General features: G+C 63.4%; 13 protein-coding genes. 11 read left to right on the top strand and 2 right to left on the bottom strand.

All coding sequences use genetic code 11. The features are described 5' to 3' along the window. Positions 1–29: 29 nt before the first annotated feature. Entirely contained in the window at positions 30–611 is a 582-nt protein-coding gene (locus tag C8348_RS07485) for a GNAT family N-acetyltransferase (RefSeq protein WP_106752677.1), read from the bottom strand. Positions 612–807: 196 nt separating this feature from the next. Between C8348_RS07485 and C8348_RS07480 the strand changes: the two genes are divergently transcribed. The 11 genes from C8348_RS07480 (at position 808) to lpdA (ending at position 14,252) form a co-directional block, all read left to right on the top strand. Further along, on the top strand, positions 808–1,347 hold the full coding sequence (locus C8348_RS07480; protein ID WP_106752676.1) for a protease inhibitor Inh/omp19 family protein: 540 nt from the start codon (positions 808–810) through the stop codon (positions 1,345–1,347). 111 nt (positions 1,348–1,458) lie between these two features. Next, the gene (locus C8348_RS07475) at positions 1,459–2,262 is read left to right on the top strand and encodes a DUF7662 domain-containing protein (RefSeq protein ID WP_106752675.1); all 804 of its coding nucleotides are present in this window, start codon (positions 1,459–1,461) and stop codon (positions 2,260–2,262) included. A gap of 386 nt (positions 2,263–2,648) precedes the next feature. Next, on the top strand, positions 2,649–3,824 hold the full coding sequence (gene zapE / locus C8348_RS07470) for a cell division protein ZapE (RefSeq protein WP_106752674.1): 1,176 nt from the start codon (positions 2,649–2,651) through the stop codon (positions 3,822–3,824). A gap of 159 nt (positions 3,825–3,983) precedes the next feature. Beyond that, positions 3,984–4,946: a malate dehydrogenase gene (gene mdh / locus C8348_RS07465; RefSeq protein WP_106752673.1), complete on the top strand. Its 963-nt coding sequence runs from the start codon at positions 3,984–3,986 to the stop codon at positions 4,944–4,946. 81 nt (positions 4,947–5,027) lie between these two features. Beyond that, the gene (sucC, locus tag C8348_RS07460; RefSeq protein WP_106752672.1) at positions 5,028–6,227 is read left to right on the top strand and encodes an ADP-forming succinate--CoA ligase subunit beta; all 1,200 of its coding nucleotides are present in this window, start codon (positions 5,028–5,030) and stop codon (positions 6,225–6,227) included. Beyond that, positions 6,227–6,607: a hypothetical protein gene (locus C8348_RS07455; RefSeq protein ID WP_106752671.1), complete on the top strand. Its 381-nt coding sequence runs from the start codon at positions 6,227–6,229 to the stop codon at positions 6,605–6,607. Before sucC ends, C8348_RS07455 begins: the two co-directional genes overlap by 1 nt. After that, positions 6,607–7,509, top strand: coding sequence for a succinate--CoA ligase subunit alpha (gene sucD, locus C8348_RS07450; RefSeq protein ID WP_106752670.1), 903 nt, complete (start codon positions 6,607–6,609; stop codon positions 7,507–7,509). Before C8348_RS07455 ends, sucD begins: the two co-directional genes overlap by 1 nt. Positions 7,510–7,701: 192 nt before the next feature. After that, positions 7,702–10,695 carry a 2-oxoglutarate dehydrogenase E1 component gene (locus C8348_RS07445; protein WP_106752669.1) on the top strand — a complete coding sequence of 998 codons (2,994 nt, stop codon included), beginning with the start codon at positions 7,702–7,704 and terminating at the stop codon, positions 10,693–10,695. 78 nt (positions 10,696–10,773) lie between these two features. Beyond that, entirely contained in the window at positions 10,774–12,003 is a 1,230-nt protein-coding gene (gene odhB / locus C8348_RS07440; protein WP_106752668.1) for a 2-oxoglutarate dehydrogenase complex dihydrolipoyllysine-residue succinyltransferase, read from the top strand. A 186-nt stretch (positions 12,004–12,189) separates the two neighbouring features. Next, positions 12,190–12,771 carry an HXXEE domain-containing protein gene (locus tag C8348_RS07435; protein WP_157950398.1) on the top strand — a complete coding sequence of 194 codons (582 nt, stop codon included), beginning with the start codon at positions 12,190–12,192 and terminating at the stop codon, positions 12,769–12,771. A 77-nt stretch (positions 12,772–12,848) separates the two neighbouring features. Beyond that, positions 12,849–14,252 (top strand): dihydrolipoyl dehydrogenase, encoded by a 1,404-nt coding sequence (gene lpdA, locus C8348_RS07430; protein WP_106752666.1) that lies wholly within the window; start codon positions 12,849–12,851, stop codon positions 14,250–14,252. A 306-nt stretch (positions 14,253–14,558) separates the two neighbouring features. Here lpdA and C8348_RS07425 read toward each other — a convergent pair whose 3' ends face one another. Next, entirely contained in the window at positions 14,559–14,981 is a 423-nt protein-coding gene (locus tag C8348_RS07425) for a MerR family transcriptional regulator (RefSeq protein ID WP_106752665.1), read from the bottom strand. Between the last annotated feature and the right edge of the window lie 88 nt (positions 14,982–15,069).

The raw sequence follows: 15,069 nt of genomic DNA, 5'->3' as shown, positions 1-15,069 counted from the left end.
GGGCTTGAACCAGACCCCGAGGGGTCTGGCTAGCCGCCTGCAGCGCGTTGCTTGTCGCGGTCGCCAAGTCCGAGCAATGCACGGAGCCGGCCGAAGGCAAGGCGTGGCCAGTCGGCCCGTGGCTCCGTTCCGACAGGTTCGACCGGAGCTGGTGCGAGATGGGCGATGACATCGCCGGCCTCGAAGCTGAGATCGGCAGCGAACTTGCGCGCAAGGGCCTGCATCGACCGGTTGGTGCCGAGGCAGTTCATGTAGATATGCTGGTAGCCCTGGGCACGCGCCGCGATCAGGACCAGTTCCATCAGCGCGGTCCCGAGCCCCTGGCCGCGCCAGCCGGTCTCGACGCAAAAGGCAGCCTCGCCAGAGGTGGCATCAGCGACCCGGCGCAGTTCGGACGTGGCCCGGAGCGTGCCGTCCTCGATATAACCATAGATGACCGTGTCGAGCGAAAACGATGTCTCGACATAGGCCTCGAGAAACGTATCGCTTACAAGCATGGCAAAACGGCTCCGCTTCGTCTCTGGATCGAGGCGCAGCAGATGGTCGCGGAACAGATGTTTGTCGGCGCTGCCCAGAAGGCGGATGCGCCCGTTATTAGTCAGGTGCGGCATGATCCCGTGCCTTCTTGAACGAAGTGACGAGCCGCCCTTGGGTCTCCCTAAGACTTGCCTCAAATATGACGTTAACGGCAACAAGGATCAAGCCGTTTAGTCAAACATCGTGAATTGAAGGTTTGTCGGGGGAGAATTCTGCCGCAGCTGACGGTAGACTGTATCAAACCTGTGAGGCAGGAAGGACTGATTCGATATGAAACGCCTAGCAACGATCGCCATGGTGCTTTGTCTGACCGGTGTTGCCGGCTGCCAGCGCTTCGGCGGCGGCAACTATTCCGCGCCGCCGCTTCCGGCGACGCCCACGACGCCTGTGTCCGGCGGTCAGCTGCAGCCCCTCGTCCCGGCACCCGGCGCGGTCACCACCGATCCGATGGCGCCGCTTCCTGGCGCTCCGGCAGCTCCCGGCCCCGTGGCAGCATTGCCGGCAACACCGGCGCCGGCCGACAGCCGTGAAATCGGCCGAAACGACATGCTTGGTGGTTGGAAGATCGCCTCCGGCAGCAGCAACTGCATGCTGTTCATGACCCTGACCACCTGGAGCGGCGGCTATCGGGCCAACACCCGTGGCTGTAATGACGCCACCCTCGCCGGCGTCTCGGCCTGGGATCTTTCAGGCAAGCAGGTCGTGCTGAAGGATGGCAGCGGCGGCGAGATCGCCCGGCTCTATTCCACCTCCGGCGAACGCTTCAGCGGCCAGACCAGCACGGGCGCTGCCGTCAGTCTGTCGCGCTGATCGTCGACTTTTCACGCCTCCCCCGGAAACGTTCTCGCCCGTTTCGCGAAATTTTCACGCGAAACGGGCATTCGTTTCACAAATAGCAACTTGGGGGAGTGTCTGAGGGTTATGGCGAAGTATGATCCGCTGCGCGAACATCTGGCCCGGTTGGACGAGGTTGTCTGGGCGGCCAAGCTGGATGATCTGGAGACAATTCTCGGCTCTAATCTACCGATGAGCGCGCGTGAACATCGGACCTGGTGGGCGAATTCTGGCGGCAGTCTGGTGCACCAGAACGCCTGGCTGGATGCTGGCTGGCGTGTTGATCACACGGATCTGAAACGCGACCTGGTTGTCTTTCGCAGGTTGCGCATCGGCGGCACTTCGCTCGCGCAGGCGCAGCGCCGTGCGGAGACCGATGCTCCGAAGTCCGGCGAGACACAGCCGGCCGATGCTGCCCGCCTGGCGCAGGCCATGGCCACCTTGCGCGAATCCGTTTCGATCACGATCCGGGCCGAATGGACGGCAATCGGGGCCCTGGCCGATGTCGCCTGCAGTTCGCAGCTTCTTCCGTCCGAGCCGGGTGTCTATCGGCTGACCCGATTGCGCGACGGTCTGGTCTTCACCTGCATCGTCGACAGCCGGGATCTTGCCGGGTTCCATGCCGCCCTGCGCCGTTCGTTCAAGGGATTGGACCAGCAGGACACGGCCCCGGAAGCAGTCGGCGGCGTGCGCCTGATCGATCGGCTCGGCATCGAGCCGGGGACCGCTTGCGAGATCGACATCCTGCGTCCGGGCAACGCGTGGATCCTCAGCGACGGACGGGGACGCGGCGCGGACCTTGCCAAGTCGCAGGAGCGCGAACTGGTTGCGCGCCTCCTCGCAATTCAGGAGCGGCAGTCGGGACGCGGCGGTCGGCTCCTGCGCTGGTAGGCGTCTGACGCCGGGCCGTTGGAGCCCCGGGCTTTCCGGCGTCATTTCCAGACTTACGAATGCCCCAAGGTGACAACTCTGGTGCACCACCGGTGCAGCCCGTTGCCCGTTGGTGCGCGCAGGCCTTCAGGGACTGGTTGGAGCGGCTGAAAGACACGGTCTTTTCGGGGCAAATTCTGTCGGCATTTACGCTCCGGTTGCATCCTGATGCTAGAAAGCAGATCCCTTTAGTCTGATGGGACTTGCGTCCGTATGCCAATCTCCGTATCGCAGCAGCGAAAGTCACGGGCGCCAATGCGCAGGCGCGCGGGGCGGTGGCCCGGTCCTTCGGGAGCCAGGATGCGTTTGCTGCAGGCGGAGAGCCGACGTTGAAGCCGACGACGAGAATGGAACTGCCGAGCAGTCGCGCGCTGGCCAGACGCTACGAAGCGCTGGTCGCAAGTGGCGCGATCGTCGAGGATGCGGCGCAGCTTGCCGCCGTGCGCAAGCTCGATGCCCTGAACGATCACCTGGCCGAAGTTCGGCTTGCGTCGAAGAAAAGCTCCCTCGGCTGGCTGTTCGCCCGCAAGAAAAACGAGATGTGGGCTGCCGTGCGCGGCCTCTACATGTGGGGCGGCGTCGGACGCGGCAAGACGATGCTGATGGACCTCTTCATGGAGGTCACCGTCATCCGCCGCAAGCGACGGGTGCATTTTCATGAATTCATGGCCGAGACGCATGAACGCATCCACGCCTGGCGGCAGGCTCTGAAGCGCGGTGAGGTCAAGGGCGACGACCCGATCCCGCCGGTCGCCGACCAGATCGCGCTCGAGACGCGGTTGCTGTGCTTTGACGAGTTCGCGGTCACCGACATCGCCGATGCCATGATCCTCGGACGGCTGTTCACGCAGCTGTTCGCGCGCGGCGTGATTGTGGTTGCGACGTCGAATGTTGCAACCGAAAATCTCTACAAGGATGGCCTTAACCGTCAGCTGTTCCTGCCGTTCCTGAGTCTGCTTTCCAAGCATGTCGAAGTGCTTAAACTGGATTCCCCGACGGACTATCGCCTGGAGAAACTGGGTGGATCGAAGGTTTACATGACGCCGCTCGGGACCGAGACCGCGCGCGCCTTTGATGACCTGTGGCGGGCCCTGACCCACGGCATGCCGGAGCATGCAGAGCATCTGGAGATGAAGGGACGCCGCATCGAGGTGCCGCGTGTTGCGAGTGGTATCGCCCGTTTCAGCTTTGCTGATCTGTGCTGCAATCCGCTGGGCGCTGCGGATTATCTGCGCATCGCCCATGCCTATGGCACGGTCTTCATCGAAAACGTCCCGGCCATGGACATGGCCCGTCGCAATGAAGCCAAGCGGTTCATAAATCTGATCGATACCCTGTACGACAATGGCGTCAAGACAGTGATCTCGGCCGAGGTCGATGCTGACGGGCTTTACCGCGCCGCCAGCGGGGCTGAGATCTTCGAGTTCGACCGGACAATCTCGCGCCTGATCGAAATGCGGTCTGACGCCTATCTGTCAGGAGAGAACAGAAGCACTGCACGCCCTGATATGCATTCCCATTAGGTCATGCACGTGGGCGCGCAAGGAATGGCATAAACTGGCCTCTCGCAGAGGTATATTCTTTTGATTGGCTTGCGTGGGCAGGTCAAACGGAGTAGTGCCATCCCCAGTCATCGGCGGATGGCGTGAGGTTCCATCTTACGTAAAGGGAAACTTTCGGACATGGCGCGCAACAAAATTGCTTTGATTGGTTCGGGTCAGATCGGCGGCACGCTCGCCCACCTGGCTGGTCTCAAGGAGCTGGGGGACATCGTCCTCTTCGACATCGCCGAGGGCATGCCGCAGGGCAAGTCGCTCGACATCGCCGAGTCTTCCCCGGTTGACGGCTTTGACGCCAAGCTCGCCGGCACCAACACCTATGAAGGCATCGAAGGCGCGGACGTCGTGATCGTAACCGCCGGCGTGCCGCGCAAGCCGGGCATGAGCCGCGACGACCTGCTGGAAATCAACCTGAAGGTCATGGAGCAGGTCGGCGCCGGTATCGCCAAGCACGCTCCGAATGCTTTCGTCATCTGCATCACCAACCCGCTCGACGCGATGGTCTGGGCCCTGCAGAAGTTCTCCGGTCTTCCGGCACACAAGGTCGTCGGCATGGCCGGCGTGCTGGACAGCGCCCGCTTCCGCTATTTCCTGGCCGACGAGTTCAACGTCTCGGTCGAGGACGTGACGGCGTTTGTGCTGGGTGGCCACGGCGACACCATGGTGCCGTTGACCCGCTACTCCACCGTTGCCGGCATTCCGCTGCCCGACCTCGTCAAGATGGGCTGGTGCACGGCCGAGCGCCTGGAACAGATCGTCCAGCGCACCCGTGACGGCGGCGCCGAGATCGTCGGTCTCCTGAAGACCGGTTCGGCCTTCTACGCCCCGGCCTCTTCGGCCATTGCGATGGCTGAGAGCTACCTCAAGGACAAGAAGCGCGTGCTGCCCTGCGCTGCTGCGCTGAACGGCCAGTACGGCCTCAAGAACACCTACGTCGGTGTTCCGGTGGTGATCGGCGCCGGCGGCGTCGAGCGCGTCATCGAGATCGACATGAACGCCGACGAGAAGGCCATGTTCGACAAGTCCGTCGCATCCGTCGACGCGCTGGTCGAAGCCTGCAAGAAGATCCAGCCGGCGCTCGCCTGAGCCTTGCGCTGACCTTAACAGCCAGAGATGCAACCCGCCGCCGGCTCACCGGCGGCGGTACTCCGAACGACGGGGGAGACCATGAATATTCATGAGTATCAGGCCAAGGCGGTCCTGAAGGAATACGGCGCTCCGGTAGCCGAGGGCGTCGCCATCTTCTCGGCCAGCGAAGCGGAAGCTGCAGCCAAGCAGTTGCCTGGCCCGCTCTGGGTCGTGAAGTCGCAGATCCACGCCGGTGGCCGTGGCAAGGGCAAGTTCAAGGAACTGCCCGCCGATGCCAAGGGCGGCGTACGCCTCGCCTTCACGATGGAAGACGTCATCAAGCATGCCGGCGAAATGCTCGGCAACACGCTGGTGACCGCCCAGACCGGCGATGCCGGCAAGGTCGTCAACCGTCTTTACATCGAAGACGGCGCCGACATCGAGCGTGAGCTGTATCTGTCGATCCTCGTGGACCGTTCCGTTGGCCGCCCGGCTTTCGTCGTCTCCACCGAAGGCGGCATGGACATCGAAGCTGTCGCTGAACACACCCCGGAAAAGATCATCACCCTGCCGATCGATCCGGACACCGGTGTGACCGAGGCGGATGCTGCCAAGCTTTGCGATGCGCTGAAGCTCGACGGTGAAGCCCGCCAGGACGGCATGACGCTGTTCCCGATCCTCTACAAGGCCTTCATGGAAAAAGACATGAGCCTGATGGAGATCAACCCGCTGATCGTCATGAAGGACGGCCGCGTGCGCGTTCTCGACGCCAAGGTATCCTTCGACGGCAACGCCCTGTTCCGTCATCCCGAAATCCTCGCCCTGCGCGATGAAACGGAAGAAGACGCCAAGGAAATCGAGGCTTCCAAGTGGGACCTCGCCTATGTCGCCCTCGACGGCAACATCGGCTGCATGGTCAACGGCGCCGGCCTTGCCATGGCGACCATGGATATCATCAAGCTGTACGGCAAGGAGCCGGCCAACTTCTGTGACGTCGGTGGCGGCGCCAGCAAGGAGAAGGTGGCAGCAGCCTTCAAGATCATCACCGCGGACCCGCGTGTGGAAGGCATCCTGGTCAACATCTTCGGCGGCATCATGAAGTGTGATGTCATCGCGGAAGGCGTGATCGCGGCCGTGAAGGAAGTGGGCCTGCAGGTTCCGCTCGTCGTCCGTCTCGAGGGCACCAACGTCGAACTCGGCAAGAAGATCATCTCGGACAGCGGTCTGAACGTGATCGCTGCCGATGACCTCGACGATGCGGCCCAGAAGATCGTTGCCGCCGTGAAGGGTGCACAGTGATGGCCGCCGCGAGCAAAGGCGTCAAGCGCCAGGCTTTCGGGCCGAACGAGACCGATATCAACCTGTGCTACTTCGTGTGCTGGGACGTGACAGCGACGCCGGAAGACGGCATCGCCAACAGCTGGGCACATTTCACGGATCGTGAAGACGCGGCCGAGTATTTCGGCCTCAAGTCGAAGGACGCCAAGACGTTTGTCTGGCAGGGCGAACTCGGTATCTCGAAAGCCGATGGCCACTTCGACTGGTACAGCACCAACTGGTCCCGCAACCTTGATGCGCAGATGCCGCACAAGCAGGCGGCCGGCAAGGGCTACCGTTTCACGAACGACGTTTTCGAGGAATTTGACGCCCTCGAGTTTGAGGAAGAGGAAGCAGAATAATGTCGATCCTCGTCAACAAAGATACCAAGGTCATCGTCCAGGGCCTGACCGGCAAGACCGGCACGTTCCACACGGAACAGGCACTGGCCTATTACGGCACCCAGATGGTGGCCGGCGTGCATCCGGCCAAGGGTGGCGAGAAGTGGACCGGCTCGAAGGGCGAAAGCCTGCCGATCTACGCGTCCGTCGCCGCTGCCAAGGATGCGACCGGTGCGGATGCTTCCGTAATCTACGTTCCGCCGGCCGGTGCCGCGGCTGCGATCATCGAAGCCATCGACGCCGAGATCCCCTTCATCGTCTGCATCACGGAAGGCATTCCGGTTGCTGACATGGTGAAGGTCAAGGCCCGCCTGGAGAAGTCCAAGTCGCGCCTGCTCGGCCCCAACTGCCCGGGCATCCTGACCCCGGAACAGTGCAAGATCGGCATCATGCCGGGCTCCATCTTCAAGAAGGGTTCGGTCGGTATTGTGTCGCGCTCCGGCACGCTTACCTATGAAGCCGTGTTCCAGACCACCAACGCCGGCCTCGGCCAGACGACGGCTGTCGGCATCGGTGGTGACCCGGTCAAGGGTACGGAATTCATTGATGTGCTGGAGATGTTCCTCGCGGACGACGCCACCCAGTCGATCATCATGATCGGCGAGATCGGTGGCTCGGCTGAAGAGGAAGCAGCCCAGTTCCTCATCGACGAGGCCAAGAAGGGCCGCAAGAAGCCGATGGCCGGCTTCATCGCGGGTCGGACCGCCCCGAAGGGCCGCACGATGGGTCACGCAGGTGCCGTGATCTCCGGCGGCAAAGGCGGTGCGGAAGACAAGATTGCCGCCATGGAATCGGCTGGCATCCGCGTCTCTTCGTCGCCGGCCAAGCTGGGCGAGACCCTCGTCCAGGTCCTGAAGGGCTGATGCCGCTGCGAGCCGGGCAATTTGTTTACGGTTCGTAAGGCATAACCAAGGAAAGCGGACATCGGCACTCCCGGTGTCCGTGATTTTCGAGCGGGGTCCGTGTCCTGTGGCGCGGGCCCGAACGTGCAACACAGGCCAGCCTCTGGCTGCGCCTGAGAAAAAAAGGGCGGAGCGACCCTCCGCTGAACGAGCATGGCCCGGCAGGACGCGAACAATGTCTTCGCGCTGACGTCGTTCCTTTACGGCGCCAACGCAGCCTACATTGAAGAACTCTACGCCCAGTACCAGGAGAATCCCGCTTCGGTTGACGCCGAGTGGCAGGACTTCTTCGCCGGTCTGCAGGATGAAAAAGCCGATGTGCTGAAGGAAGCACGCGGTGCCCCGTGGGCGCGGGCCGATTGGCCAGTCGCAGCCGGGGGCGACCTCATCAACGCTCTCGACGGCAACTGGGGCCAGATCGAGAAGGTGGTCGGGGACAAGCTGAAGCAGAAGGCCGATGCCAAGGGCGCGGCAGCTCCGGCGTCCGCTGGCGACGTGCATCAGGCAACCCGCGACAGCGTGCGTGCCCTGATGATGATCCGCGCTTACCGCATGCGCGGCCATCTGCACGCTGACCTTGATCCGCTGCGCCTCTCGCCCCCGGGCGACCACGAGGAGCTGCATCCCTCTTCCTACGGTTTCACCGACGCCGACTGGGACCGTCCGATCTTCATCGACAACGTGCTGGGGCTGGAATACGCCACCCTGCGCGAGATGCTGGAGATCCTGAAGCGCACCTATTGCTCGACCCTGGGCGTGGAGTTCATGCACATCTCCGATCCGGCCGCCAAGGCCTGGATCCAGGCGCGCATCGAGGGCCCGGACAAGCATGTCGAGTTCACGCCGGAAGGCAAGCGCGCGATCCTGAACAAGCTTGTCGAGGCCGAAGGCTTCGAGAAGTTCATCGATGTCAAATACACCGGCACCAAGCGCTTCGGCCTGGATGGTGGAGAGGCGCTGATCCCGGCGCTCGAGCAGATCATCAAGCGCGGCGGCAACATGGGCCTCAAGGACATCGTCCTTGGCATGGCGCACCGTGGCCGCCTCAACGTCTTGACCCAGGTGATGGGCAAGCCGCACCGCGCGGTGTTCCACGAGTTCAAGGGCGGCTCCTATGCCCCCGATGAAGTGGAAGGCTCGGGCGACGTGAAGTACCACCTCGGTGCCTCGTCGGACCGCTCCTTCGACGGCAACCAGGTGCACCTGTCATTGACCGCGAACCCGTCGCATCTGGAAATCGTCAATCCGGTGGTGCTGGGCAAGGCCCGCGCCAAGCAAGACCAGCTGTCGGCCACTGAAGGCCGGTGGCTGATGGACTCGCGCCAGACCGACCGGTCGAACGTGCTGCCGCTGCTCATCCACGGCGATGCGGCCTTTGCCGGCCAGGGCGTCGTGGCGGAATGCTTCGGCCTCTCGGCCCTGCGCGGTCACCGCACCGGCGGCTCGCTGCATGTCATCATCAACAACCAGATCGGCTTTACGACGAACCCGCGCTTCTCGCGGTCCTCGCCGTATCCCTCCGACATGGCCAAGGTGATCGAGGCGCCGATCTTCCACGTCAACGCGGATGATCCGGAAGCTGTGGTGTTCGCCGCCAAGGTTGCGATCGAGTTCCGCCAGACGTTTGGCCGCCCGGTCGTCATTGACATGATCTGCTACCGCCGCTTCGGTCACAACGAAGGCGACGAGCCGAGCTTCACGCAGCCGATCATGTATCGCAAGATCCGCAACCATCCGACCACGCTGCAGATCTATGCCGAGCGTCTGATGGCCGAGGGTGTCCTCACCGCCGAGGAAGTCGACGCGATGAAGACGGCCTGGCGCGCCAAGCTGGAAGCCGAGTTCGAGGCGGGCCAGAGCTACAAGCCGAACAAGGCCGACTGGCTGGACGGCAAGTGGTCCGGGATGAAGGCCGCCGACGACCAGGAAGACGCGCGCCGTGGCGCGACCGGTGTTCCGACCGAACGTCTCAAGGAAATCGGCCAGAAGCTGACGCAGGTTCCGGAAGGTTTCAATGTCCACAAGACCATCGGCCGGTTCTTGTCGAACCGCGCGACGATGATCGAGACCGGCGAAGGGATTGACTGGGCGACAGCCGAGGCACTGGCCTTCGGCACGCTGGTGACCGAAGGTCATCCTGTGCGCCTGTCCGGCCAGGACTGCGAACGCGGCACCTTCTCGCAGCGTCATACCGTGCTGTATGACCAGGAAGACGAGAACCGCTTCATTCCGCTCAACAACCTGGCCGCTGACCAGGCCCGCTACGAAGTCATCAACTCGATGCTTTCGGAAGAAGCGGTGCTTGGGTTTGAGTATGGCTACTCGATGGCCGAACCGAATGCGCTGACCATGTGGGAAGCCCAGTTCGGTGACTTCGCCAACGGTGCACAGGTTCTGTTCGACCAGTTCATCTCGAGCGGTGAGCGCAAGTGGCTGCGCATGTCCGGTCTCGTCTGCCTTCTGCCGCATGGCTATGAAGGTCAGGGCCCGGAGCACTCCTCAGCCCGTCTGGAACGGTTCCTGCAGATGTGCGCGGAAGACAACATGCAGGTCGCCAACTGCACGACTCCGGCGAACTACTTCCACATCCTGCGCCGTCAGCTGAAGCGTGACATCCGCAAGCCGCTGATCCTGATGACGCCGAAGTCGCTTCTGCGTCACAAGCGCGCCACCTCGAAGCTGGTGGAACTGGGCGCGGATTCGACCTTCCACCGCCTGCTGTGGGACGATGCGGAGTATCTGGCTGACAGCACCATCAAGCTGGTGCCGGACGACAAGATCCGCCGTGTGGTGATGTGCTCGGGCAAGGTCTATTATGACCTTTACGAAGAGCGCGAGAAGCGCGGCATCACGGATGTCTATCTCCTGCGTGTCGAGCAGCTCTACCCGTTCCCGAAGAAGGCCCTGGTGCAGGAACTGTCGCGTTTCCGCAATGCCGACATGGTCTGGTGCCAGGAAGAGCCGCAGAACATGGGCAGCTGGACGTTCGTCGAGCCCTATATCGAATGGGTTCTCGACCAGATTGGCGCGAAGAACCGCCGTCCGCGCTACGCCGGACGTGCCGCTTCGGCCTCGACTGCAACGGGTCTGATGTCCAAGCACCTTGCCCAGCTGCAGGCGTTCCTGGACGAGGCATTCGCAAACTGATCCCGGACGGCCCGCCAGTCAGGCGAGCCGGACCCCTGATCCGGAACTGGCCAAGGCAATTTTTTAGAGAAGGCGACCATGGCAACCGAAATCCGCGTGCCCACTCTGGGCGAATCCGTCTCCGAGGCAACGATTGCCCAGTGGTTCAAGAAGCCCGGCGAAGCCGTGAAGGCCGACGAGCCGCTCGTTGAACTCGAAACCGACAAGGTGACCGTCGAGGTTCCGTCCCCGGCATCCGGCACCCTTGAGAGCATCCTCGTCAAGGAAGGCGACACCGTTGGCGTCGGCGCCCTGCTCGGCCTGATCGCTGCTGGCGCCGCTGCGGCTGCCGCAGCTCCTGCTGCCGCTGCCGCCCCTGCCGTTGCCGCCGCTGCTCCGGCCCCGGCCGTCGCCGCCCCGGCTGCGCCGACCTCCATGCCGCCGGCCCCGGCCGCTGGCAAGCTGCTGGCCGAAACCGGCCTGTCGGCCGACCAGGTTGCAGGCTCCGGCAAGCGTGGCCAGGTGCTGAAGGGTGACGTGCTGGCCGCCGTGGCTGCCGGCGTCACCGCCGCCCCGGCTGCCGCCGCTGCTCCCGTTTCCGTCCGCGCGCCGGTTCCGGCCGAGGACGAGGCCCGCGAAGAGCGCGTCCGCATGACCAAGCTGCGCCAGACCATCGCGCGCCGCCTGAAGGACGCCCAGAACACCGCTGCCATGCTGACCACTTACAACGAAGTGGACATGGGCCCGGTGATGGACCTGCGCGCCGCCTACAAGGACGTGTTCGAGAAGAAGCATGGCGTGAAGCTCGGCTTCATGGGCTTCTTCACCAAGGCCGTCTGCCACGCGCTGAAGGAAATCCCGGCCGTCAACGCCGAGATCGATGGCACGGACGTGGTGTACAAGAACTTCTGCCACATCGGCGTGGCCGTGGGTACCGACAAGGGCCTCGTGGTTCCGGTCGTGCGTGATGCCGATCAGATGTCGATTGCCGAGATCGAGAAGGAAATCGGCAACCTCGGTCGCAAGGCCCGCGACGGCAAGCTCGGCGTCGCCGACATGCAGGGCGGCACCTTCACGATCTCGAACGGCGGCGTCTATGGCTCGCTGATGTCCTCGCCGATCCTGAACGCACCGCAGTCAGGCATCCTCGGCATGCACAAGATCCAGGACCGGCCGATGGCCGTGAACGGTCAGGTCGTCATCCGCCCGATGATGTATCTGGCCCTGTCCTACGATCACCGCATCGTCGATGGCAAGGAAGCCGTGACCTTCCTCGTCCGCGTGAAGGAAAGCCTGGAAGATCCGCGCCGTCTGGTGCTGGATCTCTGATCCTGCTGGTCTGCGGCGGAGCGGTCTGAACCCTCCGCCGCCGATTGCGTTTCCCGGCAGGCGCCCCTGATGCCCGCCGCCATCTTCTGACGCGTTCCCTGCCTTTGCCCCTTGCAATTGCAGGAATGGCGGTCAAGCTAGCCCGCGTGACAACAGGTCGCAGCCGGACACAGGGAGCGGATGGGCATGATGACGGGTGTGCTTGAGCGCCTCAGCGCAAACTGGGTCTACGGTGGCTTCATGGCAGGGTTTGTCCTGCTGCTCCTGACCCCCGTGTTCACCGCCGGATGGCCCCAGGCCGAACTCTACGTCTATCTCGTCCTGCCGGTCTACATGCTGCACCAGTTCGAGGAGCATGACCGCGACCGGTTCCGCCAGTTCGTCAATGCCCATATCGGCCATGGCCGTGAGGTGCTGACCCCGGGTTTCGTATTTGCCGTCAACATCTTCGGCGTCTGGTGGGTGGCCGCGCTGGCCATGCTCGCGATGCGCTTCATCGATGCCGGATGGGGCATGGTCGCCGTCTATCTGGTGCTGGTGAATGCGGTGCTGCACATCGTCCAGATGATCGCCATGCGCCAGCCCAATCCGGGCGTCTGGACGGCAATCGTCCTGTTCCTGCCGCTGGGGGCCGCCGGTTTTGCCGGCCTCTGGCCGGTCGCAAGCCTGACCCAGCATGTCGTTTCGCTGGTCCTGATCATCGCGCTGCATGGAGTGATCATGGCGCGGGTGAAGGCCGGTCTCGCCGGGAGCGCGCCTGCCGCATGATCTCCCGAAAGCTATGGTGGCTGGCCGCATGCGCGCCGGCTGCCTCAAACTGACCTATAAGAACGTGAGGCATTCCCATGTCCCAGTATGATCTCGTTGTCATCGGTACCGGTCCCGGTGGCTATGTCTGCGCCATCAAGGCCGCCCAGCTCGGCCTGAAGGTCGCGGTGGTCGAGAAGCGCGCCACCCATGGCGGCACCTGCCTGAACGTGGGCTGCATTCCGTCCAAGGCGCTGCTGCATGCTTCCGAGATGTTCCATGAGGCCGGTCATGGCTTCGAGGCACTCGGCATCAAGGTGGCCAAGCCGAAGCTCGACCTCCCGGCGATGATGACGCACAAGCAGGCGACCATCGACGCCAATGTCGGCGGCGTTGCGTTCCTGCTGAAGAAGAACAAGATCGAGGCCTTCCATGGCACCGGCAAGATCCTGGGCCAGGGCAAGGTGTCCGTCACTGCCGAAGACGGCAATGTGACCGAACTTGCCACCAAGTCGATCGTCATTGCCACCGGCTCCGACGTGATGCAGCTGCCGGGCGTCGAGATCGACGAAAAGCAGGTCGTCTCCTCCACCGGTGCCCTGACGCTTGAGAAGGTGCCGGATCACCTCGTTGTGGTCGGCGGCGGCGTCATCGGCCTGGAGCTGGGCTCGGTCTGGGGCCGTCTCGGCGCCAAGGTGACCGTTGTCGAATTCATGGACAAGATCCTCGGCCCGATGGACGGTGACGTGTCGAAGCAGTTCCAGCGCATGCTGGCCAAGCAGGGCATGACCTTCAAGCTGTCGTCCAAGGTCACCGGCGTTGCCAAGAAGGGCAAGGGTCTGGAAGTCTCGGTCGAGCCGGCGGCTGGCGGTGCTGCGGAAGTGATCGAGGCCGACGTGGTCCTCGTCGCCATCGGCCGCAAGCCCTACACGGCCGGACTTGGCCTGGAAGAGGCAGGCGTCAAGCTGGATAACCGCGGCCGCGTCGAGACGAATGGCCACTATCAGACCAACGTGCCGGGCATCTACGCCATCGGCGACGTCATCGTCGGTCCGATGCTGGCGCACAAGGCCGAGGACGAGGGCGTGGCGCTGGCCGAGATGCTCGCTGGCCAGGCCGGTCACGTGAACTATGACGTCATCCCGGGCGTCGTCTACACCTCGCCGGAAGTGGCGTCGGTGGGCAAGACCGAGGAAGAGCTGAAGGCCGCAGGCGTCGCCTACAAGGCCGGCAAGTTCAACTTCGTCGCCAACGGCCGTGCCCGCGCCATGAACCACACCGACGGCTTCGTGAAGGTGCTGGCGGATGCGGCCACCGACCGCGTTCTCGGCGTGCATATCGTCGGCCACGGCGCTGGCGAGATGATCCACGAGGCAGCCGTGCTGATGGAATTCGGCGGCTCGTCGGAAGACCTCGGCCGCACCTGCCACGCGCATCCGACCATGTCGGAAGCCGTGAAGGAAGCAGCCATGGCGACTTTCGCCAAGCCGATCCACGCCTGATCGGGCTGGGTTCAATCCCGAATGTTAGGAAGGCCGGAGCGGCGACGCTCCGGCCTTTTTCATCTTTCGTTGTCGCCCGGGCTCCGGTCGGAACCGTCTATGCTGGAAACGTCTGTGTTTGCCCCCGGCCACTGCCTTTCACCATCACGGTCATCCCCGCCTCGTGCGGGGATCCATTCTGCCTCAACGGAATCGAGGTGTTGATGTTTGTGCGGCGCCGCTGGATCCGTGCACGGGGGCGGGGATGACCTCGGAGTGGGGGCATGTGCATCGCGTTCTCTTGGAACATCGTGCCTGCTGTCCTTCTCAATGGTCGCCGTCGCAGAGGGAATGGTCAGCGAGGGCGCGCAGGACGTGGCATTCCGCGACGGTGTGGGCGCCGTGGTCATGGGCCATGATCCGCTCCAGTTCTGCTTCCAGCCGCTGCAGGCGAGCGATCTTGTCACGCACGGCAACGAGCTGTTCGGCGGCGATCCGCTCGGCATCGCCGCAGGGGCGCTCCGGATGGGCGCTGAGGTCGATCAGGTCACGGATTGCCTCCATCGGCAGCCCGAGATCCCGGGCGTGCTTGATGAAGGTGAGACGTTCCAGTTCAGCGCGTCCATAGCGGCGCTGGTTGCCCTCAGTGCGCGGCGGTTCCGGTACCAGTCCCATCTGCTCGTAATAGCGGATCGTCGGCACCTTGACGCCGGTGCGGCGGGCGAGATCACCGATGGACAAGTCGGCCATGACAGAAAATCCTATAGCTCTAGTCGCTATAGGATAAGTGCCCCGCGCGGTGACTGCAAGGGGCGAGAGCGGCGGGGCGGCCGGAAAC

Source organism: Pannonibacter carbonis, assembly GCF_003012935.1.
Lineage (GTDB): Bacteria > Pseudomonadota > Alphaproteobacteria > Rhizobiales > Stappiaceae > Pannonibacter > Pannonibacter carbonis.
This window is presented reverse-complemented; position numbering and strand designations above follow the sequence as displayed.